This is a genomic window from Parahaliea mediterranea, from assembly GCF_017255185.1.
Taxonomy (GTDB): Bacteria; Pseudomonadota; Gammaproteobacteria; order Pseudomonadales; family Halieaceae; genus JAFKCZ01.
Genome location: NZ_JAFKCZ010000017.1, coordinates 46,268 through 69,184, shown reverse-complemented (window position 1 = coordinate 69,184; position 22,917 = coordinate 46,268). Strand labels below are relative to the sequence as shown.

Here is a 22,917-nt window from a genome sequence, read left to right as displayed (position 1 = left end):
CGCTGCGCGCTAGGCCGACTTCCTTACCCGCAAATACCACTCCGACAACAGCCGCACCTGTTTCTCGGTATAGCCGCGATCGACCATGCGCGCCACGAAATCGGAGTGTTTCTTCTGGTCCTCCGCCGAGGCCTTGGCGTTGAAGGAAATGACCGGCAGCAGATCCTCGGTGCTGGCGAACATTTTCTTCTCGATCACGGTGCGCAGTTTCTCGTAGCTGGTCCACTTGGGATTGCGGCCCTCGTTACTGGCCCGCGCGCGCAGCGTGAAGTTGACGATCTCGCTGCGGAAATCCTTGGGATTGCTGATGCCGGCCGGCTTCTCGATTTTTTCCAGCTCGTCGTTGAGGGCCGAACGGCTGAGGATCTCGCCGGTTTCGGGATCGCGGTACTCCTGGTCCTGCACCCAGAAATCGGCGTAGGTGACGTAGCGGTCGAACAGGTTCTGGCCGTACTCGGTGTAGCTCTCCAGGTAGGCGGTCTGGATCTCCTTGCCGATGAACTCCACGTAATTGGGGGTCAGCCACTCCTTGATGAAATTCAGGTAGCGGTCGTGGGTATCCTGGGGAAACTGCTCCTGCTCGATGGCGGTTTCCAGCACGTACAGCAGGTGCACCGGGTTGGCGGCGACTTCCACCGCGTCGAAGTTGAACACCTGGGACAGCACCTTGAAGGCGAAGCGCGTGGACAGGCCGTCCATGCCCTCGTTGACCCCGGCGTTATCGCGGTACTCCTGGATTGACTTGGCCTTCGGATCCCGGTCCTTGAGGGACTCGCCGTTATAGATGCGCATCTTGGAGTAGATGCTGGAATTCTCCGGCTCCTTGAGCCGCGACAGCACGCTGAACTGGGCCAGGATATCCAGGGTATCGGGCGCGCAGGGCGCCGCGGACAGGGAGCTGTTCTGCAGCAGCTTGCGGTAGATCTCGATCTCCTCGCTCACCCGCAGGCAGTACGGCACCTTGACGATATTGACCCGGTCGATGAAGGCCTCGTTGTTTTTGTTGTTCTTGAAATTCTGCCACTCGGACTCGTTGGAGTGGGCCAGCACGATGCCCTCGAAGGGGATGCCGCCGATGCTCTCGGTGCCGTTGTAGTTACCCTCCTGGGTCGCGGTCAGCAGCGGGTGCAGCACCTTGATCGGCGCCTTGAACATTTCCACGAATTCCATCAGGCCCTGGTTGGCGCGGCACATGCCACCGGAGAAGGAGTAGGCGTCGGGGTCGCTCTGGGCGTAGTGCTCGAGCTTGCGGATATCGATCTTGCCCACCAGGGCGGAGATATCCTGGTTGTTTTCGTCGCCGGGCTCGGTCTTGGAAATGCCCACCTGGTCGAGGATCGAGGGGAACACCTTGACCACGCGGAACTTGCTGATATCGCCGTGGTACTCGTGCAGGCGCTTGACCGCCCAGGGCGACATGACCGCTTTCAGGTAGCGGCTGGGAATGTTGTACTCCTCCTCGAGGATGTGCGCGTCTTCCTCGGCGTTGAACAGGCCCAGCGGCGACTCGAACACCGGCGAGCCCTTGATACAGTAGATGGGCTGCTTTTCCATCAGCTGCTTGAGGCGCTCCGCCAGCGAGGACTTGCCGCCCCCCACCGGGCCGAGCAGGTAGAGGATCTGCTTGCGCTCCTCCAGGCCCTGGGCCGCGTGGCGGAAGTAGGAGACGATTTTCTGCACCGCCTCCTCCATGCCGTAGAACTCGCTGAAGGCGGCGTAACGCTTGATCATCTTGTTGGCGAAGATGCGGCTCAGGCGGGGGTCTTTCGAAGTGTCCACTAACTCGGGCTCGCCAATGGCCAGCAGCATCCGCTCCGCCGCCGTGGCGTAGGCGCTGGGTTCGGACTTGCACAGCTCCAGGTATTCCTGAAGGCTGTAGTCCTCCTCGCGCGTCGATTCGTAGCGGTCCTGGTAGTGATCGAATAGGCTCATTGTTCTATTCCTCCCTGTCCCGTAGACAAAGAAAACCACTGAAGACTCAATCTCAGCATACAGGAAATTCCCCGTATAAGTAGGCAGATATTAAAAAATAAAATGCGTGATTTTGCGCATAAAGCGTTTTTTAATAGGAACGTTACGCGCCTCGGTTTTTGCAATTCCACGCATCCTGTTTTGCTCTCCTTCCGCTGCCGCGCAGCGCGCGCGGCCCTCGCGACGAACCCGGCCTTCGCGCACCAAAAACAGCCACCGCGGCGCCATTTTGCAGCTCCCGACTCCCGATCCGCGGCCCCGCGGCGCGGTCGCGACCGCGCCCGGGATACGATGCAATTTTTATTCCCCATCCGGGCACGCCCCTGGCCAAAAACGATTGCGGCGCGCGCAAAACCCGTCCCCCCGCCGCGGTTGCCAGGGACAAAACCGGGCTGGTATAAAGCCCGCTTCCCCGACAGCGAGAGTAAGAGAGAGTATCGGCATGGAGTCACCGGCCACCGTCCCCGCACTACACCCACTGGATGCCGCCACGACACTGGAGGCGCTGTCGGATGACCGTTTTCAGGGTTGTATTCCGCCCGCCTACGCCAATTTCATCGGCCCCTTCGGCGGCGTGCTCGCGGCCTGCCTGCTGCGGGCGCCCTGCATGCACGAACGGCGCCTGGGCGACCCCCTTGCGATCACTGTCAACTTTGGCGGACCGGTGGCGCAAACGCCCTTTGAGATTCACGCCCGCCCCACCATCACCAACCGCTCATCGCAGCACTGGGCACTGGAGCTGCACCAGGACGGGTCAATCCCCCTCACCGCCACCGCGGTGTTCGCCCGTCGCCGGGAAACGTGGTCGGCCCAGGAGGCGGCGCGCCCCGAGGTGGCCGGCCCCGGACATTACCCGCCCATCGACAGCCGCGACCTGCCGGCATGGGTGGCCAACTACGACATCCGGGTGATCTCCGGGGGCATGAGCTTCCTCGCCGACTCGCCGCGCGCGCAGGACAGTTCCGAGACCCTGCTGTGGGCCCGGGACCTGCCGGCCCGGCCCCTCGATTTCCCCGCCCTGCTGGCCCTGTCGGACGTTTTCTTTCCACGGATTTTCGTGCGTCGCCCCACCTTCGTGCCGGTGGGTACGATCAGCCTCAGCACCTACTTCCACGCCGACGCCGGCGAGCTGGCCGACCAGGGGGATGCCCACCTGTTGTGCCGGGCCCGGGGCAAGCGCTTCCACAATGGCTATTTCGACCACAGCGGCGAACTGTGGGGCGCGGGGGGCGCGCTGCTGGCCACCACCCATCAGGTGGTGTACTACAAGGAGTAGGGATTGCCGTTGTTCTATTTTGCCTACGGTTCCAACATGTCCGCGGCGCGGCTGCTGGCGCGCGCGCCCTCGGCGCGCTCCCGCGGGCGCCACTACCTGCCGCGGCACCTGCTGCGCTTCCACAAGGCGGGCCACGACGGCTCGGCCAAGTGCGACGCCTGGCACACCGGAAATGACGGTGATCGGGTATGGGGTGTGCTGTACCAGCTGGCCGCGACCGACAAGGCGGTACTGGACCGCATCGAGGGCCTGGGCGCGGGCTACGAAATCAAGGATGTGACCCTGACCGGCACCGACGGCGGGATCCACCGCGCCTTCACCTACTACGCCACCGCCATCGAGGCCGCGCTGCTACCCTTCGACTGGTATCTGCACCACGTCCTGCGGGGCGCCCGCGAGGCGGACCTGCCCGCGGACTACCTAGCAGCGCTGGAACGCATCCCGACCCGGGCCGACCCGGACCGCGGCCGGGCCGCCCGCGAATTCGCCCTGCACCAGGGGGAACACAGGCAGTGAGCGCCGCGCTCGCCCGGCGGCGTATCGAAGCCCTCTACCGCGAGGAGTCCCGGCGCATCTACGCCAGCCTGATCCGCCTGCTCGGCGACATGCAGCTGGCCGAGGAGGCCCTGCAGGAGGCCTTCCGCGCCGCCCTGGAGCAGTGGCCCGAGAGCGGCATCCCGGACAACCCCCGGGCCTGGCTGGTGTCGGCGGGACGCTTCAAGGCCATCGATGCCCTGCGCCGCCAGTCGCGCCATCGGGACAAGCTGGACCAGATCGGCGACGCGCTGATGGCGGAGGCCCCGGACCCGGCGGACCTCGCCGACAACGCGCTGGAAGACGACCGCCTGCGCCTGATTTTCACCTGCTGCCACCCGGCCCTGGCCGAGCCCGCGCGGGTGGCGCTGACCCTGCGCGAGGTCTGCGACCTGAGCACCGAGGCCATCGCCAGCGCGTTCCTGGTCCCGGTGCCCACCCTGGCCCAGCGCATCGTGCGCGCCAAGGCCAAGATCCGCGACGCCGCCATCGCCTTCGAGGTGCCCGCCGGCGCGGCGCTGGAGGAGCGCCTGCAAACCGTCCTGCAAGTCATCTACCTGCTGTACAACGAGGGCTATTCCAGCAGTCGCGGCGCCGAGCTCGGCGCCCCCGAACTCGTCCGCGAGGCGGTCCGCCTGGCGGAGCTGCTGCTGGAATTGCTGCCCCACGCCGAAACCCGCGGCCTGCTGGCGCTGATGCTGCTGCAGGAATCGCGGCGCGCCACGCGCACCGATGCGGCGGGCGACCTGGTGCTGCTGGCGGACCAGGATCGCGAGCGCTGGGATCGCGAGCTGATCGCGCGGGGCGAGGCACTGGTGACCGCGGCGCTGCGCGCGGGCGGCCACGGCCCCTATGCGCTCCAGGCCGCGATCGCCGCGGTGCACGCCGGCGCGCCCTCCTTCGATGCCACCGACTGGCGCGAGATCGTCGGCCTCTACGACCTGCTGCTGGCCCTGTCGCCCTCCCCGGTGATCGAACTCAACCGCGCCGTTGCGGTGGGCATGCGCGACGGCCCCGCCGCCGGGGAGGCCCTGGTCGCCGAACTCGCCGCGGAGGGGGCGCTGGATCGCTACCACCTGCTGCACGCCGCGCGGGCCGACTTCCTGCGCCAGCTGGGGCGCTCCGGGGAGGCCCTGGCGGCCTACCGCCGGGCCCTGGAGCTGGCGCAACAGGCGCCCGAACAGCGCTTCCTGGCCGGTCGTATCGCGGCGCTGGAGGGGGCGGCGCCGGAAAATCGACACCGGCCTGTCGAATAGGCGCCCCCCTACCCGACTACCAACGACGAATACGCGATCACCGACAGCAAGGAGACACCATGAAATACCTGTGCCTGGTCTATGGCGAGGAAGCCAAGATGGCCACTATCGACGACCGCGAGTGCATGGCCTGCGCCGCCGGCCTGCAGGACAGCGGGCATTTTCTCGCCGGACACGCGCTGCGGGAGGTGGCCACGGCCACCACCGTGCGGGTGCGCAACGGCCAGGTCTCGGTGACCGACGGCCCCTTCGCCGAGACCAAGGAACAGCTCGCCGGCTTCTACCTGCTGGAGGCCCGCGACCTCAACGAGGCCCTGGACAAGGCGGCGAGGATTCCCCCGGCGCGCATCGGCAGTATCGAGGTGCGGCCGGTGCGGGAGCTGGACCCGGGGCCGGAGGCGGCGGATTGAGACGGCCCGGAATGGGGGTGGGATTCGGCGGGGATGGCCGAATGAATTCGGCCCTACAGGGGGCGGGGCGGAATTTGTGTAGGGCCGAATTCATTCGGCCGCTTTTCGGCTAGGACAAGCGGCCGCGGAAGTCCTCGTAGCCAAACTCGCGGATCACCCGCAGCTCGTCGGTCTGGGAGTTCCACACCGCGATCGCCGGCAACCGGGTGCCGTTGAAGGTGGTGGTCTTGACCATGGTGTAGTGGGCCATGTCCTGGAACACCAGCCGCTGCCCCACCTGCAGCGGGGCGTCGAAGCTGTAGTCGCCGATCACGTCGCCCGCCAGGCAGGTCAAGCCGCCCAGGCGGTAGTCGCACCCCCGCTCGCCGGGCTCGCCGGCGCCGAGAATGCCCGGCCGGTAGGGCATCTCCAGCACGTCCGGCATGTGGCAGGTGGCCGAGGTGTCGAGAATGGCCTGGTCGACGGCGTTCCAGGTGGTGTCCAGCACCGTGGTGACCAGCGCCCCGGTGCCGATCGCCACCGCCTCCCCCGGTTCCAGGTAGACCTGCACCCGGTGGCGCGCGGCGAAGTCGCGAATGCACGCCACCAGGGCATCCACCTGGTAGTCGGGCCGGGTGATGTGGTGGCCGCCGCCAAAGTTCACCCACTCCATCCGCGGCAACAGGTGGCCGAAGCGCTCCTCCACCGCCGCCAGGGTGCGCTCAAGCGGCGGGAAATCCTGCTCGCAGAGGGTGTGGAAATGCAGCCCGCTGATGCCTTCCAGGGCGCGCTCGTCGAGCTGCGACAGGGGAATGCCCAGGCGCGAGCCCGGGGCGCAGGGGTCGTAGATCGGCACCGCGCCCTCGGAGTGTTCGGGATTGATGCGCAGGCCGAAACGCAGCTCGGGCCGCCCCGCCAGCGCCGCGCGCACCTGGGGCTGAAAGCGCTGCCACTGGCCGCAACTGTTGAACACCACGTGATCGGCGATGGCCAGGATCTCGGCCAGGTCCGGCTCGCTGTAGGCGGCGCCGAATACGTGCACCTCGCCGCCGTAGTGCTCCCTGCCGAGCCGCGCCTCGTGCAGGCCGCTGGCGCAGGTGCCGCTGAGGTAGCGCGACACCAGGGGCGCGAAGTGCCACATGCTGAAGGCCTTGAGGGCGGACAGGACCTTCGCCCCGCTGGCCTCGGCGACCCCCGCCAGGATGCGCAGGTTGCGCTCCACCGCCACCTCGTCCACCACGTAGCAGGGCGACGGCAGGCGCGCGGTGTCCAGGCGCGAGAAATCGGTGAACTGGTGGATTTCCACGCCCTACAGGTCCTGGCCTTTGTGCACGTCCAGGCGGAAACCGGGGTCCAGTTCCACCACCGTCCAGGGCAGGCCGTAGCGGTTCATGTCTTCCATGAAGGGGTCCGGGTCGCACTGCTCCATGTTCCACACGCCGGGGCGTTTCCAGTGGCCCTCGAGGAGCATCTTGGCGCCGATCATCGCCGGCACCCCGGTGGTGTAGGAAATCGCCTGGGACTGCACCTCCCGGTAACAGGCCTCGTGGTCGCAGATGTTGTACAGGTACATCACCCGCTCGCGCCCGTCCTTCTTGCCGCGCACGATACAGCCGATGCAGGTCCGGCCCTTGGTGCGCGGGCCGAGGGTCGAGGGGTCCGGCAGCAGCTTGGCCAGGAACTGGATCGGCACGATCTGCTGGCCCTGGAACTCCACCGGCTCGATGCCGGTCATGCCGACGTTCTCCAGCACTTCCAGGTGCTTGAGGTAGCTGTCGCCGAAGCTCATCCAGAACTGGGCGCGGCGCAGCGTCGGGAAGTGCTTGCTCAGCGACTCCAGCTCCTCGTGGTACATGCGGTAGATGTTGTAGCTGCCGACGGCTTCCGGGCACTCGAAGCGCGCCATCTTCGACATCGGCGGCGTGGTCACGAACTCGCCGTTTTCCCAGTGCCGGCACTCGGCGCTGACCTCGCGGATGTTGATCTCGGGGTTGAAGTTGGTGGCGAAGGGATAGCCGTGGTCGCCACCGTTGACATCGATGATGTCCAGTTCCTCGACCTCGTCGAAGTAGTGCTTGGCGAGGTAGGTGGTAAAGACATTGGTGGCGCCGGGGTCAAAGCCGCTGCCCAGCAGCGCGGTCAAGCCCGCGGCGGCGAACTTGTCCTGGTAGGCCCACTGCCACTTGTACTCGAACTTCGCCGTGTCCAGGGGCTCGTAGTTGGCGGTGTCGAGGTAGTCCACGCCGGCGTTCAGGCAGGCGTCCATGATCGACAGGTCCTGGTACGGCAGGGCCACGTTGATCACCAAGTCCGGCTGTTCCGCCTGCAGCAGCGCGGTGAGCTCCGCCACGTTGTCCGCGTCCACCCGGGCGGTGCGGATCGGGCGCTCGATCTGCGCGGCGATCGCCTTGCACTTGTCCTCGGTCCGGCTGGCCAGCAGGATGTCGGTAAATACCGATTCCACCTGGGCACACTTGTGCGCCACCACGGCGCCGACGCCGCCGGCGCCGATGATGATTACCTTTGCCATGAACCCTCCTTCTCAAAGTAAGTGTAGCCCTGCAGGCTGTCGCGAAACGCCTGCAGGATGCGCTGGCGCTCCTCGACGCTGATGCGGCCCGAGCGCACCGCCTCTTCCGCCACCCGGCGGAACTGCTCCTGCATGTGCTTGGGCTCGTATTCGACGTAGCTCAGCACATCCGCGATGCTGTCGCCGTGAAACTCGCGGGCGAAATCGAAACTGCCGTCCGGGTTGACCGCCACATTGACCACATTGGTGTCCCCGAACAGATTGTGCAAGTCGCCGAGGGTCTCCTGGTAGGCCCCGACCAGGAAGACACCGATATAGTAGTCCTCCCCCTCGCCCTCGCGCAGCGGGTGCAGGGGCAGCGTGCTGCGCTCCCCCGAGGGCAGCGTGAAACGGTCGATGCGCCCGTCGCAGTCGCAGGTCAAATCCGCCAGGATCGCCTCCCGCGAGGGGTATTCGGCCAGGCGGTGAATGGGCATGATCGGAAACAGCTGGTCGATCGCCCAGATGTCCGGCAGCGACTGGAACAGGCTGAAGTTGGCGTAGTAGATGTCGGAGAGCTGCTCCGGCAGGCTCTCCAGCTCCGGCGGCACGCGCTCGAGTTGCGGCAGCAGCGCGTTGATGCGCTGCAGCACCGCCAGGCAGAGATCCTCCGCCAGGGCCCGGTCGCGCAAGCTGGCCTGGCCGCGGTGGAACAGCTCGCGCAGCTCGTCGCGGTAGAACAGGGCGTCGTTGTAGCACTCCTGGTAGTTCTTTGCGCAGACCCGCTGCAGGACCTCCAGCAGGTGGGCGATCAGCTCCGAGCCGCCCTCCGGCGGCGCCGACGGCAGCGGGCCGGGCAGGCAGTCGCGCACGTCCAGCACGTTGAACAGCAGCATGGAGGAATAGGCCACGGTGGCGCGGCCGGACTCCGACACCAGCACCGGGTGCGCGATGGCCAGCGGGTCCAGGGTCTCGCGCACCGTCTCCACGATGTTCACGCAGTACTCGTCGAGCTGGTAGTTCATGCTGTGGGTGGTATTGGCGCTGGCGCCCTCGTAGTCCACCGCCAGGCCGCCGCCCAGATCCAGGTAGCCCATCGGCGCCCCCTCGGCCACCAGCCCGGCGTAGAACTGGCAGGCCTCGAGCACGCCGCTGCGCACGTTGCGGATATTCGGCACCTGGGAACCCAGGTGGCAGTGCAGCATCTGCAGGCAGTCGAGCATGCCCGCCTCGCGCAGTTCAGCCGCCACCTGCAACAGCGCGGTGGTGGACAGGCCGAAGATCGAGCGGTCGCCGCTGTCCTGGCTCCAGTGGCCGTCGACCTTCACCGCGCTGCGCATGCGCACGCCAATCAAGGGGGCGATTTGCAGGCGCCGGCTGCGCTCGATCACCATGCGCAGCTCGTGCAGGGACTCCAGCACGAAGAACACCGGGTAGCCCATGCGCCGCGCGTACAGTCCCAGGTCGATGAATTCGGCGTCCTTGTAGCCGTTGCAGACCACCAGGCTCTCGGTGTCCCGCAGCTGGCTGAGGGCGATGATCAACTCCGCCTTGCTGCCCGCCTCGAAGCCGTGGTGGTAGCGGCGGCCGTAGTTGGCGATCTCCTCGATCACATGGCACTGCTGGTTGACCTTGATCGGGAACACGCCGCGGTAGACATTGCCGTAGCCGCCCTCGCGGATGGCGCGGGCGAAGGACTCGTTGAGCACCGCGATGCGGTGGTCCAGCACGTTGCGCACCCGCAGCACGGCGGGCATGTCCAGGTGGCGGGCGCGCATGCCCTGCACGATGTCGAGCAGCGAAACCGCCACCGGGGCGCCCTCGTGCTCGACGTGTACCTGCACCTCACCGCGCTCATTGACCGAGTAATAGCCGGCGCCCCAGGCGTCCACGCCGTACAGGGCGGCGCTGTCGCTCGCCTGCCAATTCTCGGGTTCAACAGCTGGCATGGGTAACATCCTCCCGTGGCTCTCCCGTGCCGCGGGGCCGGGCCCCGCGAAGTCGTCGACGCATTCTGTCGTCGCAAACAAACCGGCAGCATTCTAGACCCGCCCCCCCACAACGCAAGCGGTATTTAACCCCCGCGACCCGATTCGCGCGCGATGGCCGCCACACTGTGAATAATTGGCACGCCGGGGGCTCTGGCTGTCGCGCCATGCCCCGGGCTATAGTCTGCGGCCTGTATCCACAGACAACGACACGGCCATGGATATCCGCCCCGCCCTAGAATCCGACCTGCCCGAGCTGCTGGCGCTGGAATCGCAGAGTTTCCACAGCGACCGCATCAGCCGCCGCAGCTTCCGCCGCTGGCTGCGCCACCACGACCGCGTGTTTTTGCTGGCCGTCGACCAGGGGCAGGCGCTGGGCTATGCCCTGGTCACCCTGCGCCGGGGCACCCGCCTGGCGCGGCTGTACTCCCTGGCGGTGGCGCCCCAATCCCGGGGCCGGGGTGTCGCCGGGGCGCTGCTGAAGGCCGTGGAACAGGGCGCCCGGGACGCCGGCGCCCTGTACCTGCGCCTGGAGGTGGCGAGCGACAACCAGCCCGCGATCAACCTGTACCGCAAACTCGGTTACCAGCAGTTCGGTTGCTACGAGGACTACTACGAGGACCACGGCAGCGCCCTGCGCATGGAAAAGTGTATCCGTCCCTACGCCCCGGGCGGCGACAGCCGCACCCTGCCCTGGCTGGCGCAGACCACCGCCTTTACCTGCGGCCCGGCGGCGCTGATGATGGCCATGGCCGGCCTGCCCGGCGGCTACAGGCCCAGCCCGGAGGACGAAATCCAGCTGTGGCGCGAAGCGACCACGGTGTTCATGACCTCCGGGCACGGGGGATGCCACCCCCTGGGCCTGGCACTGGCCGCCCACCGCCGCGGCTTTGCCAGCGAAGCCTGGATCAATATCGAGGGGCCGCTGTTCCTGGAAGGGGTGCGGGACGAGAATAAAAAACGGGTGATGCGCATCGCGCACCGGCAGTTTGTCGAGCAGTGCGCGGCGGCCCGGATTCCGGTGCGCCACGCCGATATCGACCAGGGCCAGCTGACCGAACGCTTCCAGGCCGGCGCCAATATCCTGATCCTGATCTCCACCTACCGGCTGGACAACATGAAGGCACCGCACTGGGTGGTGCTCAGCGGTTTCGACGAGAGCTGCCTGTATGTCCACGACCCCGACCTCGGCGATACCCATCCCCGACAGGCCGCGGACGCCCAGCGCAGCGCGCTGGATTGCCAGCACCTGCCCATCGCCCGGGACAGCTTCAACGCCATGAGCCGCTTCGGCAGCAGCCGCCTGCGGGCGGTGGTGATCGTGGAGGCCGGCCCGGGGACCGCGCCAACACCAGCGCCGGCCACCTGACCCGCCTCCCTGCCGGACCCGGCGACCGGGGTGGCCCGATCGCGGGCCCTCGCCTCACGCGTGGCTACCGCTCTCCACCAGCCGCAGCGGCCCCGCCTCGCCGACCTGCCCGGGCCATTGCAGGCGCCCGGGATGACGCCAGCGCTCATCGCGGGCGACAGCGCTGTCGCCAGATGGCAACACTGCGTAGGACACCAGGTGTTCCAGTCCGCCGAAGTCCGATTCCGAGGAGGGAATTTCCGCGTTGCAGATGCGGTAGTCGTAACCGATGCTGCGGTGCATCTGACGGTAGTAGCGGGAGCGGCGGCGGTCGGTAACGATAAAGGCGTAGCGGTAGCCGAGGGTTTCGGTACAGTCCAGCAGGCGGCGCAGGAAGGATCGCGCGAACACCTTGCAGCGCACGTCGGGATCGATCACCAGGCGCCCCCAGTGGCAGTAGGCCTCATTGGCCAGGTCAAGCGTGGGGAAGAAATTGCGCAGGCGAAACTGGCTGCACTCCACCGGCAGGCGGCGTCCCTGCCCCGGGTGGTTGCCGTAGATACGCGCGCCGGCGAGCACCCGGCCGCCGCGCTCCACCGCCAGCAGCACGGTGCCCGCGCGGTCGAAGTCGTCCTCGCCGCCATTGAACCCGGGTATCCCCAGTTCCTCCCTGAAACACGCCTCGCGGAGGCGGTAGTATTTATCCAGTAACTGTGTATCTCGGGCGACGACGAACGAGTAGTCCACGCGGTTGCTTCTCCGGCTGTTTCACTCCACATAATTCGTGGGCACATCCATTGCCGGTTGGCCACAACCGGGGGGCGATTAGGGCCAATGTTCCTGGCCAGAGCTATAGCGAAAGCCGTGCCAGTTTATTTTTTTACTTTATTTTTCAATTAGTTAAATAAAATCACCCGCCGCGGAGAGCGGCGGGGCCGACGGCTTTCGTCGTGATTTTGCGACATAGTTCACAAATATTTATTTTATCGTTACTTTTCAAAGACTTAGACTGTCGCTGTTTTGAGACACCCAAAAGGCGATCTCAGCTCTTGAATGACGCCGCGCTCAGCTTATGGCGCTGCATCAGCTTGTAGAAGTCGGTGCGGTTGCGCTGGGCGATACGCGCGGCCTGGGTGACGTTACCCTCGGACAACTTGAGCACCTTGACCAGGTAGTCGCGCTCGAACTGGTGCCGGGCGTCGTTGAACGAGGGCAACAGGTCGGCCTCGTGGGTGAGCGCCTCGCGCACCAGGGATTCGGGAATGACGCGACTCTGCGCCAGCGCCACCGTCTGCTGGACCACGTTTTCCAGCTGCCGCACATTGCCGGGCCAGGGGGCGCTGACCAGCAGCGCCATGGCATCCGGCGAAAAGGCCCTGACATCGCCGCGGCTGCCCTTGGCGCTGTTGTGCAGGAAGTGCGTGGCCAGCAGGGAAATGTCCTCGCGGCGGGCGCTGAGCGGCGGCAATTCCAGGTTGACCACGTTCAGGCGGTAGAACAGATCCTGGCGGAAGCCGCCCTCCTCCATGTCGTGTTCCAGGTCCCGGTGGGTGGCGGAAATCACCCGCACATCGACCGGGTGGCTCTCGGTGCTGCCCACCGGACGCACCTGTCGCTCCTGCAAGACACGCAGCAGCGAAACCTGCAGGGTCAGGGGCATGTCGCCGATCTCGTCCAGGAACAGGGTGCCGCCATCGGCGGCGCGAAACAGGCCCAGCTGGTCGCGCAGGGCGCCGGTAAAGGCGCCCTTCACGTGGCCGAACAGCTCGGACTCCAGCAGGGCCTCGGGCAGCGCGCCGCAGTTGATGGGTACGAAGGGGTTGTCGCGGCGCTCGCTGGCGCGATGAATGGCCTGGGCCAGCAGTTCCTTGCCGCTGCCGCTGCCGCCGGTGATCAGCACACTGACATCGGAGGCCGCCACCAGCCGCGCCCGCGACAGCACCTGTTCCATGGCCTCGCTGCGCGAAATCAGGTGGTCGCGCCAGTGTTCGTCCTCCACCGTGCCGAGGCTGGTGAGGCTGAGGGCGTCGCGGATTTGACCCAGCAGCTCGTCCTTGTCCACCGGTTTGGTGAGGAAGCCGAACACCCCCTTCTGGGTCGCGGCGACCGCCTCGGGAATGGAGCCCTGGGCGGTGATGATGATCACCGGCACCCCGGGGAACCGCGCCCGGGTCTGGTCGAACAGCGCCAGGCCGTCGATATCGCCCAGGCGCAGGTCGCTGATCACCAGGTCTACGCGCTGGGCGTCCAGCATGCCCAGCGCGGCGGCGCCGCTCTCCGCGCACAGCACCTCGAAGCCCTCCGCCTCGAGGCGCAGCGTCAGCAGGCGCAACAGGCCCGGGTCGTCGTCGACTAGCAGGATCCTGGCCACTACGGTCTAACCTCCGTCCTCGCCCTGGTTCTTGCGCTCGCTGATGGTCTGCTCGATATTGGTCAGGGCCTCGATTTTATCCGCCAGCGCCTCGCGCTCCTGCTGCGAACTCAGCAGCTCCTCGGCCAGCTGTTGCTGGCGCGCATCGGCGTTGATCATCGCCTGGCTGAACCGCTGCAGCAGGGCCACCAACTGCATCAGGCCGGGCTCCGCCAGCCCCTCCTCGCGCAGGCCCCGGAGCGTATCGCGCGCGCGAATCCAGCCCGCGCCATCGCCGATGCGCTGGTTGAGCAGCGCGTAGCGGTAGCGCTCGAAAGCGCTGTCACCGGCCCCTCGCATCAGCGACAACTGTTCCCGGGCCTGCTCCTGCGACAGCTTGTCCACCGAGGTCATCTCGCCCATCCAGCGCTCCAGCGCCGTCGCCGGCGCGGTCACGCAGGGGCGCGCGGTCCGCGGCACCTCGCGCAGCGGGGGCTCCTCCGGCAGCATCTGGCAACCGGCCAGCAGGGCCAGGGCAGCCAGTCCGAGGCGGGACCGCATCACGCCGCCACCCGGCCGACCTGGGGCAGGACCATGCGAAAACAGGCGGCATAGCCCGCGCGGTCCACCAGTTCCAGCGAGCCGCCGAGATCGCGGGCGCACTCCCGCGCCACGCTGAGGCCGATGCCGGAGCCCTTGATCGGTCCGCTGCGGCTGGCGCTGCCCTGGAAGAAGGGCTGGAAAATGCGGCCGCGCTCGGCGTCCGGGATGGGCTCGCCGGTATTGGCCACTTCCAGCTGCAGCGCGGCCCCGTCCACCTGGCCGCGCAGCAGTACGCGGCCGGACTTGGGAGTATAGTTGACCGCGTTCGAGAGCAGGTTATCCACCACCGTGCGCAGCTTCGACGGGTCGGTCACCCAGTCCGTGGCGGGGACGTCCAGGCTCACCTCCAGCAGCTTGCGGCGGGCGCTGATCCCGTGGACCTGGACCAGTTCCCGGCACAGCGCCTGTACCGCCACCGGCTCCGATTGCAGGTCGCTCTGGTGGGCGGCGCGGTTGTAATCGAGCAGGTTTTCGATCAGGCGCTGCAGTTCGCGGCTGTTTTCCTGGAGGATCTCGGTGATTTCGCGCTGACGCGGCGCCAGCCGCCCGACCACCTCTTCCGCCAGCAGGTCCACGCCCTCGCGCAGGCTCGCCAGCGGGGTCTTCAATTCGTGTGACATGTGCATGAGAAACTGCTGCTTGCGCGAGTCGGCCTCGTTCAGGCGCCCGCGCAACCACTCCAGTTGTCCGGCCAGGGCCTGCATTTCGCGCGGGCCGGAGATGGTGATCGCGCGGCCCGGGCCACTTTGTGCCAGGCGGCGTATTTCCGTCTCCAGTTGGCGGATCGGGCGACTGACCCAGTAGATAAACACCAGCGACAATACCACGGTGAGCCCCACCAGGGCGCTGACCAGCAACAACAGCGATTGCCGGATACCCTCGGCATGGTCGCGATAGTTGGCCAGGCGGCGGTCCACATAGCGCTGGCTGAGTCGCTGGAACTGCTCGTTGGTCCGCTCCAGGTTGGCGAAGTCCGCCATCGACCGCGCCAGGGCCCCGCCCTCCCCCGGCAGCGTCCGCAGGGCCTCGGCCACCGCCAGTCGCGCCTGCTCCAGCGCCGGGTCCGGCGAGTCCACCAGGGCGCGCACCCGCGCCATGTCATCCAACTGCTGCAGCAGGCGTTCGCGCTCTTCCCGGAACAGGACCAGCAAGCTATCGTCCTCGAGGGTCAGGTATTGTCGCGCGCGGCGCTCCAGGTCGAGCAGGTCGGTCTGCAGGACCTGGGTCACCCGCGTCAGCGACACCACCGCCTGCGACATGGCGGCGCTCTCCTGCGCCAGCGCGCCAAGGGTCTGCAAAGTATAGAAAATACCCACGCACAGCGGGGCCACCACGGCCAGCAGGCCCAGCAACACCAACTGGAGAATCGAACGGGAGCGCCAAATCATGGCGGGATTATAGCGGCAAAGCCGACTTCACTCACGATACTTGCCGCGGCGGGCCAGTTGGCGCAGGGCCAGGCGCAGCGCCCGCCGCGCCCGGCGACTGTCCTCCTGCGTGGTCGGCGGGCCGTAGCGCTGCGCGGTATACAACCCCGTCGCCCGGCGCACGGTATCGCCGACCGCCGGCAGCGCGACGGCGACGCGATCGGCGAATTCGCCGGGGGCCTCGCCCCTGCGCCGGGCAAGCCCGCGCGCGGCGAGCCGGTCGCAGAGCGCCAGGTAGAGGCGATCGAGCGGATCGCGCGGCACTCGCCCGCGGTGCCGCAGCAGGCTCAGCGCCACCGGCACCAGCACCAGGGCAAAGCCGCCGAACAGCACCGCCAGGAAGGTGCGCGCGCTCAGCTGCCCCAGCCAGCGCTGCAGGAAATCCATTTGCCGGTCGCTGTCGAAACCCACCACCCAGGACTGCCAGCGGTAGGTGAGCGCGTCGTAGCGCAGGCGCAGCCAGTTCACCCAGTCGATGCTGCGGTAGCGCACCGCCGACAGCGGGGAATCCGCGAGGAAGCTGCCCTCGCCCGCCAGGGCCTGTTCGAGGCCCTGCTCAATGCGGTCGGGCGACACCGCGGCGGTGGGGTCCACCCGCCGCCAGCCCTCCCCCGCCAGCCACACTTCGGCCCAGGCGTGGGCGTCGAACTGGTGCACGATCACGGTGCGATTGACCGGGTTGATCTCGCCCCCCTGGTAGCCCGCGACCACCCGCGCGGGCACGCCGGCGGCGCGCATCATCAGGGTAAAGGCGTGGGCGTAGTGCTCGCAAAAGCCGCGCCGGGTCTGGAACAGGAACTCATCCATGGCCTGTTCGCCCAGCAGTGGCGGTTGCAGGGTATAGACAAAGGGCTGCTCGCGGAACATGGCCAGCACGCGCTCGATATAGTCGGCGTCGGAGCCGCTCTCCTCCCGCAGCCGCCGCGCCAGCGCCCGGGTTTCGGGGTTGCCGTGTTGCGGCAGGCGCAGCTCCGTGGCCCGGCGCCACGCGGACAATTCCGGCTCCAGCGGCGCGGCGGGCCAGGAGCGGGCCCGATAGCGGTACTGGTCCTCGATCTCCACCGGCCTGAACAGCCGGAAGTCCGGCGCCTGCATCACGCCCCCCTGGGCGGATTCGGCGTAGCGCAGGCTGTACAGCCAGTTCTGCCGCGTGGGCATCATGATCACGCTGTAGTCCAGGGGCTCGCCCCGGGTGGCCACCGGGCCGGGGCGCCGCTCGCCGGGGGGCAGGTCGTAGTAGTCGAGACTCGACCAGGTCCCGTCCCGCAGGCGGCTGAAGACCAGGCCGCGCCAGTAGAGCTCCGACGCGGGCGGAATCTCGCCCTCGAACTGGACCCGAAAAGCCACCTCGCCGGACTGGCTGAGCCGGGAGATATCCCCCGGGCGCATGAAGTCGCTGACCCCGGTTTTCGCCGCCTGGGTCTTGATCGGCACCGTCCACAGGGGGCCGATGCGCGGAAACAGGAAGAACAGCACGATCATCAGCGGAAAGGCCTGGGCCAGCATGACCGCCGCGTGTCGCAGGCTGCTCCAGTCGAAACGCTGCCGGCCGCTCTGGTGCAGGGCCACCAGCGCGGTGGTCACCAGCAACACGTTGACCACGGCGTACAGCACAATCAGCAGGTCCTGGGTGAACAGGAACTCGGTGATACAGATGAAGTAAGCCAGGAACAACAGCACGTAGGCGTCCTGGCGCCGCGCCAGCTCCAGCAATTTCAGGGCGAAGGCGGTCAGCAGCAGCGCCACGGTGGGCTCCAGGCCCAGCAGACTGCCGTAACTGAGCCAGATGCCGGCGCAGGCCACCAGGATGAGGCCGAACTTCACCGGGCGGCCGGGAAAGGACCAGCGCCCGCGATACACCTGCAGGCGCCACACCGCGCAGGCCGCGTACACCGCCAGCACCCAGACGGGTACGCGCTGCGCGTGGGGCGCCAGCAGCGCGAACATGCTCACCAGCAGCCACGCCAGCGCGTTGCGCGGCACCTGCTGCACGGCCTTCACGACACCCGCCCCGCCGGGTGCAGTGCCAGCGCCGTGAGCACGCGCTCGAGGTGCCGCTCGCCGCTGCCGGGCTCCACCGTTACCCCCGGCAGGCGCAGCCCGTAATCCCGGTGGCGGCGCTCGAACTCCAGCGCCCAGTAGCACAGGTGCGACAGGCGGCGTTCGCTGGCGGCGCCGGGAAAGGCCGCCCAGTCCAGCCACAGGCTGCTATCGGCGTAGGCCGCGTACTGCTTGCTTTGCAGGCTCTGGCCCTTGGCGTGCCCCTTCCAGTGCACGTGGCGCAGGGAGTCACCCTGGCGGTAATTGCGAAAGCCGTAGAAGTCGTCGATGCCGGCCACCGGCACCGCGCTGCCCCGCGGCTGGTCGGCGGCGCTCCCGGGCAGCTCCGCCGAGGCCAGCGGCCGGGGATAAACCAGCGCCCGCAGGTCGAGGTCCACCCAGGTCCAGCAGCGCAGCAAACCCAGGGGATAGGTGGATTCCACCAGCAGGCGTCCGGGGTGAAACCAGCCCCGCTCGCCCACCGGACAGTGCAATTTCACCTCCTCGCTGTCGCTGTCCACCAGACTCACCACGCGCTCGTCGCCCCCGGGCCAGCCCAGGCGCAGGCCGAAGCGCGGGCGCCGGCCGCCGCGGTCGAGGCGCAACTCGAACTCGGTCAACTGGCCCGGGTAGGCCGGGCGCGCGCGCACCGCCTGCAGGGTCAGGCCCGAGAGATTGGCGTAGGTGTGGAGGATGCCGACGATAAACAGCGTGGTCAGCAGGAAGGTGAGCGCATAGCTCATGTTGTTCTGGTAGTTGATCGCGGTGAGCAGCATCACCAGCAGGCAGACCAGGAAAAACACCCCCACCCGCGACGGCAGGATGAAAATGCGTTTCTGGTCGAGGGTAACGCTGCGCGCCGCCGGAATGCGCCGGTTCAGCCATTCGCCGAAGCGCCGGCGCCAGGCGGCCACGGGCAGCACTGAATCAGGGTTTGATGACATCCACGTTGCGCTGCATCTGGGCGACCAGCGCCATGCCGTCGCCGGCATAGTCGCCACTGGGCACCAGGCGGTGCGCGACCACCGCGGGTAACACCATCTGCAGGTCCTCCGGCACCACGTGGCCGCGGCTGTTCATGACCGCCCAGGTACGCGCCGAGTCCAGCAGGGCCAGGGCGCCACGCGGCGACAGGCCGACCTCGAACTCCGGCGACTCCCGGGTATGGGCCACCAGCCGCTGCAGGTAGTCCAGCAGGCTGTCGGAGGCGTGCACCGCCGCCACCGCCTCGCGGATCTGCGCCAGCTGATCGGCGCTGATGCACCGCGACAGGCGCTGGTTGCCGGGGCCGTGCAGGGTTTTGCGGCGGAACATCTCGCGCTCCGCCCGGGGGTGCGGATAGCCCAGCTCCAGGCGCATCAGGAAGCGGTCCAGTTGCGATTCGGGCAGCGGGTAGGTGCCGGACTGGTGGATGGGGTTCTGGGTGGCGATCACGAAAAAGGGTTCCGGCAGGGCGCGGGTTTCGCCCTCGATGGTGACCTGCCCCTCCGCCATCGCCTCCAGCAGCGCGCTCTGGGTGCGCGGCGTGGCGCGGTTGATCTCGTCCGCCAACAACAGCTGGGTAAAAATCGGGCCCGGGTGAAAACTGAAACTGGCGTCGTTGCGGTTGTACACCGACACCCCGAGGATATCCGCGGGCAACAGGTCCGAGGTGAACTGCACCCGGGTATAGGACAGGCCCAGCACATCCGCCAGGGCGTGGGACAGGGTGGTCTTGCCCATCCCGGGCAAATCCTCGATCAACAGGTGGCCGCGGGCGAACAGGCAGCACAGCGCCAGGCGTATCTGCGGCTCCTTGCCCAGCAGCACCTTGCCCACCTCGGACACCGCCCGGTCGATCAAACCCTGTATCTGCATCCCCTCGCCCCCCGGGTTTCGTTGCCTGTTGCCAGGCCCCCGGCTTGTTATATGAGCGCGAACCCCCGCTGCAGGTCCGCCTTGATATCGTCCACGTGTTCCAGCCCCACCGCCACGCGAATCAGCGAATCGCGAATCCCCGCCTCGGCGCGCTCCGGCGCGCTCAGGCGCCCGTGGGTGGTGGTCGCGGGGTGCACGATGGTGGACTTGGCGTCGCCCAGGTTGGCGGTCAGCGACAGGATCCGCGTGGCGTCGATGCAACGCCAGGCGGCCTCGCGACCACCGCGCACCTCGAAGGACAGCACCCCGCCGTAGGCCGACTGCTGGCGCGCCGCCAGGGCGTGACCGGGGTGGTCTTCCAGCCCCGCGTAGTACACCTTTTCCACCGCGTCCTGCTCCCGCAGCCAGCGCGCCAGTTCCAGCGCCGAGCGGCTGTGGGCCTCCATGCGCAGGCGCAGGGTTTCCAGGCCCTTGAGGAAGACCCAGGCGTTGAAGGGGCTCATGGTCGGGCCGCAGGTGCGCAGGAAAGTGACCAACTCCTCCATGTGCTCCGCGCGCCCCACCGCCGCGCCACCGACGCAGCGGCCCTGGCCGTCCAGGTACTTGGTGGCCGAGTGCACCACGATATCGGCGCCGTGGGCCAGCGGCTGTTGCAGCGCAGGCGTGCAGAAGCAGTTGTCCACCACCAGCAGCGCGCCGGCGTCCCGCGCCATCTGCGCGAAGGTCGACAGGTCCGCCACCTCGCACAGCGGATTGGACGGCGTCTCCATGAACAGCATGGCGGTCCGGGGCCCGATGGCGCGGCGCCATTCGTCCACGGCCAGCAGGGGCACGAAAGTGACCTCGACGCCGAAGCGCGCCAAGTACTTGCCGAACAGGTTGGTGGTGGTGCCGAACACATTGCGCGAGCAGACCACGTGGTCGCCGGACTTGAGCAGCGCCATCGCGCAGCTGAGAATGGCGGCCATGCCCGAAGCGGTGCCCACCGCGGCCTCCGCCCCCTCGAGGGCGGCGATGCGCTGCTCGAAGCCGCGTACCGTGGGATTGGTGTAGCGCGAGTACACGTTGCCCGGGCTGTCGCCGGCGAAACGCGCGGCGGCCTCTGCGGCGGAGCCGAACACGTAGCTGGAGGTGGTGAAAATCGGCTCGGCGTGCTCGCCCTCGTGGGTGCGCGCGATGCCCGCGCGCACCGCCAGGGTATCCAGGTGGGCGCCGGCGAGCGGGTCGGTTTGTCGATCGTCCGCCATCTCAGTCCCCTCCCCGGGCATCAGGAGACATCGTTGTGCAGGCCCACCACGGCGCCCTCCGCCTGCTGGCGGGCGCGCTCGCGGCTCTGGGCCTCGTCGTTGCGCAGCGACTCGATGCGCTCCAGGTAGGCCTGATCCACGTCGCCGGTAATATACTGGCCGTCAAACACGCTGCAATCGAAGCCCTCGGCGTGCTCGTTGCCCTCCCGGGAACAGGCCACGAGGTCTTCCAGGTCCTGGTACACCAGCCAGTCCGCGCCAATCTGCTCGCAGACCTCCTCCACGCTGCGATTGTGGGCGATCAACTCCGTGGCGGAGGGCATGTCGATACCGTACACGTTGGGGTAGCGCACGGGGGGGGCGGCCGAGGCGAAATACACCTTGTTCGCGCCCGCGTCCCGGGCCATCTGGATAATCTGCCGGCAGGTGGTGCCGCGCACGATGGAGTCGTCCACCAGCAGCACATTCTTGCCCTCGAACTCCAGCGGCACCGGGTTCAGTTTCTGGCGCACGGATTTCTTGCGCTGGCTCTGGCCGGGCATGATGAAGGTGCGGCCGATATAGCGGTTCTTCATGAAGCCCTCGCGGAACTTGAGTCCGAGTTCGTGGGCCATGGACTGGGCGGCGATGCGGCTGGTGTCGGGGATCGGGATCACCACGTCGATGTCGTGTTCGGGGCGCTCGCGAAGCACCTTGCGCGCCAGGGACTCGCCCTGGCGCATGCGCGTCTTGTACACCGAGATGCCGTCCATCATCGAGTCCGGCCGGGCGAAGTACACGTGTTCGAAGATACAGGGCCGCAGGTGGGGTTCCTGCGCGCACTGGCGCCGGTGCAGGCGCCCGTCGCGGTCGATGAAGATGGCCTCGCCCGGCGCCACATCGTCGATCATGCGGAAACCCAGGACATCCAGGGCCACGCTCTCGGAGGCCACCATGAACTCGTCACCGGCTTCGGTCTCGCGCTTGCCCACCACCAGCGGGCGGATGCCGTGGGGATCGCGAAAGCCCACCACGCCGTAATCGACGATCATGGCCACCGCCGCGTAGCCGCCGCGACAGCGCCGGTGTACCGCCTCCACCGACTGGAATACGTCCTCGGCGGTGGGGTTGAGTTTGCCCAGGGTCTGCATCTCGTGGGCGAAGATGTTCAGCAGCACCTCGGAATCGGAATCGGTGTTCAGGTGGCGCAGGTCGTCCTGGAACAACTCCCTGGCCAACTGCTCGGAGTTGGTCAGGTTGCCGTTGTGCGCCAGGGCGATGCCGTAGGGCGAGTTGACGTAGAAGGGTTGCGCCAGGGCGGTGCCGGAACTGCCCGCCGTGGGGTAGCGCACGTGACCGATGCCGATCGGCCCCTGCAGGCGCTGCATGTGGTGCTGCTGGAACACGTCCCGCACCAGCCCCTCGCGCTTGCGCTGGTGGAAGCGGCCCTCGCTGCAGGTCATGATCCCCGCGGCGTCCTGCCCCCGGTGCTGCAGCACCGTCAAGGCGTCGTAAATATCGGGGGCGACATTGCCCTTGCCGACCAGTCCAACCAGACCACACATGATTCAATATCCTCGCTGCGATGCAAACATCGCGGGGTTGTACTTACACCGACGAGCCGGGGGCCATCGCCGACAGGCTATCGGTATCGAAACGCGCGAGCGCGCCCTGGGCCCAGTCCATGAGCGCGTCCACGTGGGGCATCAGCTGCGCCTGGTGCAACCAGGCCTGGTCCCGCGGCGGCAACAGCTCGCGGATCAAAAACACCAGCACCATGACGATGACCACGCCGCGGGTGAAACCGAACAGCGTGCCCAACAGGCGGTCGGTGGGCCCCAGGCCCGTGGCCCGCACCAGCTGCGACATCACCATGCCCGCCAGGCCCACCACCAGCAACACGCCGATAAACACCAGCAACCAGGCCGCGATATAGCGGGCGGTGATATTGCCGATGACGCCGGCCAGCCCCGAGGCCACCTCGCTGGCGAACAGGTTGGCGGCGACAAAGGCGGCCACCCAGCCGAGCAACGACAGCGCCTCGCGGGTAAAGCCGCGCCACAGGCTGACCAAGGTGGACAGGCCGACCACGGCGAGGATCGCCCAGTCCACCCAGGTCAAGAGAGTCCAATTCAATTCGTCA

20 protein-coding genes are annotated in these 22,917 nt (G+C 67.5%); 5 read left to right on the top strand and 15 right to left on the bottom strand.

Annotated features, from left to right (window positions below):
• Positions 1-9: 9 nt before the first annotated feature.
• Together JYP50_RS18970 and JYP50_RS18965 are read right to left on the bottom strand one after the other, a co-directional pair.
• Positions 10-1,932 (bottom strand): PrkA family serine protein kinase, encoded by a 1,923-nt coding sequence (locus JYP50_RS18970; protein ID WP_206562139.1) that lies wholly within the window; start codon positions 1,930-1,932, stop codon positions 10-12.
• A gap of 90 nt (positions 1,933-2,022) precedes the next feature.
• Positions 2,023-2,199: a hypothetical protein gene (locus JYP50_RS18965; protein WP_206562138.1), complete on the bottom strand. Its 177-nt coding sequence runs from the start codon at positions 2,197-2,199 to the stop codon at positions 2,023-2,025.
• Positions 2,200-2,413: 214 nt separating this feature from the next.
• Here JYP50_RS18965 and JYP50_RS18960 point away from each other — a divergent pair, with 214 nt between their 5' ends.
• The 4 genes from JYP50_RS18960 to JYP50_RS18945 are packed head-to-tail and all read left to right on the top strand — an operon-like array spanning position 2,414 to position 5,447.
• A complete protein-coding gene (locus JYP50_RS18960; RefSeq protein WP_206562137.1) occupies positions 2,414-3,247 on the top strand; it encodes an acyl-CoA thioesterase in 834 nt (277 codons plus the stop codon).
• Positions 3,248-3,250: 3 nt separating this feature from the next.
• On the top strand, positions 3,251-3,763 hold the full coding sequence (locus JYP50_RS18955; protein WP_206562136.1) for a gamma-glutamylcyclotransferase family protein: 513 nt from the start codon (positions 3,251-3,253) through the stop codon (positions 3,761-3,763).
• Complete coding sequence (locus JYP50_RS18950; RefSeq protein ID WP_206562135.1) at positions 3,760-5,037, top strand: sigma-70 family RNA polymerase sigma factor; 1,278 nt, start codon at positions 3,760-3,762, stop codon at positions 5,035-5,037. Before JYP50_RS18955 ends, JYP50_RS18950 begins: the two co-directional genes overlap by 4 nt.
• A 59-nt stretch (positions 5,038-5,096) precedes the next feature.
• Positions 5,097-5,447 (top strand): YciI family protein, encoded by a 351-nt coding sequence (locus tag JYP50_RS18945; protein ID WP_206562134.1) that lies wholly within the window; start codon positions 5,097-5,099, stop codon positions 5,445-5,447.
• A 109-nt stretch (positions 5,448-5,556) separates the two neighbouring features.
• Here JYP50_RS18945 and nspC read toward each other — a convergent pair whose 3' ends face one another.
• Genes nspC through speA form a run of 3 tightly spaced genes read right to left on the bottom strand, consistent with a single transcriptional unit; the run spans position 5,557 to position 9,884 of the window.
• Complete coding sequence (nspC, locus tag JYP50_RS18940) at positions 5,557-6,732, bottom strand: carboxynorspermidine decarboxylase (RefSeq protein WP_206562133.1); 1,176 nt, start codon at positions 6,730-6,732, stop codon at positions 5,557-5,559.
• A 3-nt stretch (positions 6,733-6,735) separates the two neighbouring features.
• Positions 6,736-7,956 (bottom strand): saccharopine dehydrogenase family protein, encoded by a 1,221-nt coding sequence (locus JYP50_RS18935; RefSeq protein WP_206562132.1) that lies wholly within the window; start codon positions 7,954-7,956, stop codon positions 6,736-6,738.
• Positions 7,944-9,884: a biosynthetic arginine decarboxylase gene (gene speA, locus JYP50_RS18930; RefSeq protein ID WP_206562131.1), complete on the bottom strand. Its 1,941-nt coding sequence runs from the start codon at positions 9,882-9,884 to the stop codon at positions 7,944-7,946. Before speA ends, JYP50_RS18935 begins: the two co-directional genes overlap by 13 nt.
• Before the next feature lie 256 nt (positions 9,885-10,140).
• Between speA and JYP50_RS18925 the strand changes: the two genes are divergently transcribed.
• Positions 10,141-11,292 carry a GNAT family N-acetyltransferase/peptidase C39 family protein gene (locus tag JYP50_RS18925; protein ID WP_206562130.1) on the top strand — a complete coding sequence of 384 codons (1,152 nt, stop codon included), beginning with the start codon at positions 10,141-10,143 and terminating at the stop codon, positions 11,290-11,292.
• Between the two features lie 54 nt (positions 11,293-11,346).
• On the opposite strand, the gene JYP50_RS18920 is transcribed toward JYP50_RS18925, so the two are convergent.
• The 10 genes from JYP50_RS18920 to JYP50_RS18875 all read right to left on the bottom strand — a co-directional run bounded on the left by JYP50_RS18920 (position 11,347) and on the right by JYP50_RS18875 (position 22,910).
• Positions 11,347-12,018, bottom strand: a complete 672-nt coding sequence (locus tag JYP50_RS18920) for a hypothetical protein (protein WP_206562129.1) — start codon at positions 12,016-12,018, stop codon at positions 11,347-11,349.
• Positions 12,019-12,313: 295 nt separating this feature from the next.
• The gene (locus tag JYP50_RS18915) at positions 12,314-13,642 is read right to left on the bottom strand and encodes a sigma 54-interacting transcriptional regulator (protein ID WP_206562128.1); all 1,329 of its coding nucleotides are present in this window, start codon (positions 13,640-13,642) and stop codon (positions 12,314-12,316) included.
• A gap of 6 nt (positions 13,643-13,648) precedes the next feature.
• The gene (locus tag JYP50_RS18910; RefSeq protein ID WP_206562127.1) at positions 13,649-14,182 is read right to left on the bottom strand and encodes a hypothetical protein; all 534 of its coding nucleotides are present in this window, start codon (positions 14,180-14,182) and stop codon (positions 13,649-13,651) included.
• The gene (locus JYP50_RS18905; protein WP_206562126.1) at positions 14,182-15,612 is read right to left on the bottom strand and encodes a HAMP domain-containing sensor histidine kinase; all 1,431 of its coding nucleotides are present in this window, start codon (positions 15,610-15,612) and stop codon (positions 14,182-14,184) included. The genes JYP50_RS18910 and JYP50_RS18905 overlap by 1 nt, the downstream gene beginning before the upstream one ends.
• 27 nt (positions 15,613-15,639) lie before the next feature.
• Entirely contained in the window at positions 15,640-17,652 is a 2,013-nt protein-coding gene (locus tag JYP50_RS18900) for a transglutaminaseTgpA domain-containing protein (protein WP_206562125.1), read from the bottom strand.
• Entirely contained in the window at positions 17,649-18,635 is a 987-nt protein-coding gene (locus tag JYP50_RS18895) for a DUF58 domain-containing protein (protein WP_206562124.1), read from the bottom strand. Before JYP50_RS18895 ends, JYP50_RS18900 begins: the two co-directional genes overlap by 4 nt.
• Positions 18,619-19,548, bottom strand: a complete 930-nt coding sequence (locus tag JYP50_RS18890) for an AAA family ATPase (RefSeq protein WP_241263324.1) — start codon at positions 19,546-19,548, stop codon at positions 18,619-18,621. The genes JYP50_RS18895 and JYP50_RS18890 overlap by 17 nt, the downstream gene beginning before the upstream one ends.
• A gap of 47 nt (positions 19,549-19,595) precedes the next feature.
• A complete protein-coding gene (locus tag JYP50_RS18885; protein WP_206562123.1) occupies positions 19,596-20,795 on the bottom strand; it encodes an O-succinylhomoserine sulfhydrylase in 1,200 nt (399 codons plus the stop codon).
• 20 nt (positions 20,796-20,815) lie between these two features.
• Positions 20,816-22,339: an amidophosphoribosyltransferase gene (gene purF, locus JYP50_RS18880; RefSeq protein WP_206562122.1), complete on the bottom strand. Its 1,524-nt coding sequence runs from the start codon at positions 22,337-22,339 to the stop codon at positions 20,816-20,818.
• Positions 22,340-22,382: 43 nt separating this feature from the next.
• Positions 22,383-22,910, bottom strand: coding sequence for a CvpA family protein (locus JYP50_RS18875; RefSeq protein WP_206562121.1), 528 nt, complete (start codon positions 22,908-22,910; stop codon positions 22,383-22,385).
• Positions 22,911-22,917: the final 7 nt, after the last annotated feature.

Bases quoted from the DNA above. Each gene is read 5' to 3' on its own strand.
- JYP50_RS18970 (WP_206562139.1), bottom strand. From the start codon at position 1,932: ATGAGCCTATTCGATCACTACCAGGACCGCTACGAATCGACGCGCGAG.
- JYP50_RS18965 (WP_206562138.1), bottom strand. From the start codon at position 2,199: ATGGCGCCGCGGTGGCTGTTTTTGGTGCGCGAAGGCCGGGTTCGTCGC.
- JYP50_RS18960 (WP_206562137.1), top strand. From the start codon at position 2,414: ATGGAGTCACCGGCCACCGTCCCCGCACTACACCCACTGGATGCCGCC.
- JYP50_RS18945 (WP_206562134.1), top strand. From the start codon at position 5,097: ATGAAATACCTGTGCCTGGTCTATGGCGAGGAAGCCAAGATGGCCACT.
- JYP50_RS18935 (WP_206562132.1), bottom strand. From the start codon at position 7,956: ATGGCAAAGGTAATCATCATCGGCGCCGGCGGCGTCGGCGCCGTGGTG.
- speA (WP_206562131.1), bottom strand. From the start codon at position 9,884: ATGCCAGCTGTTGAACCCGAGAATTGGCAGGCGAGCGACAGCGCCGCC.
- JYP50_RS18925 (WP_206562130.1), top strand. From the start codon at position 10,141: ATGGATATCCGCCCCGCCCTAGAATCCGACCTGCCCGAGCTGCTGGCG.
- JYP50_RS18910 (WP_206562127.1), bottom strand. From the start codon at position 14,182: ATGCGGTCCCGCCTCGGACTGGCTGCCCTGGCCCTGCTGGCCGGTTGC.
- JYP50_RS18905 (WP_206562126.1), bottom strand. From the start codon at position 15,612: ATGATTTGGCGCTCCCGTTCGATTCTCCAGTTGGTGTTGCTGGGCCTG.
- JYP50_RS18895 (WP_206562124.1), bottom strand. From the start codon at position 18,635: ATGTCATCAAACCCTGATTCAGTGCTGCCCGTGGCCGCCTGGCGCCGG.
- JYP50_RS18890 (WP_241263324.1), bottom strand. From the start codon at position 19,548: ATGCAGATACAGGGTTTGATCGACCGGGCGGTGTCCGAGGTGGGCAAG.
- JYP50_RS18885 (WP_206562123.1), bottom strand. From the start codon at position 20,795: ATGGCGGACGATCGACAAACCGACCCGCTCGCCGGCGCCCACCTGGAT.
- purF (WP_206562122.1), bottom strand. From the start codon at position 22,339: ATGTGTGGTCTGGTTGGACTGGTCGGCAAGGGCAATGTCGCCCCCGAT.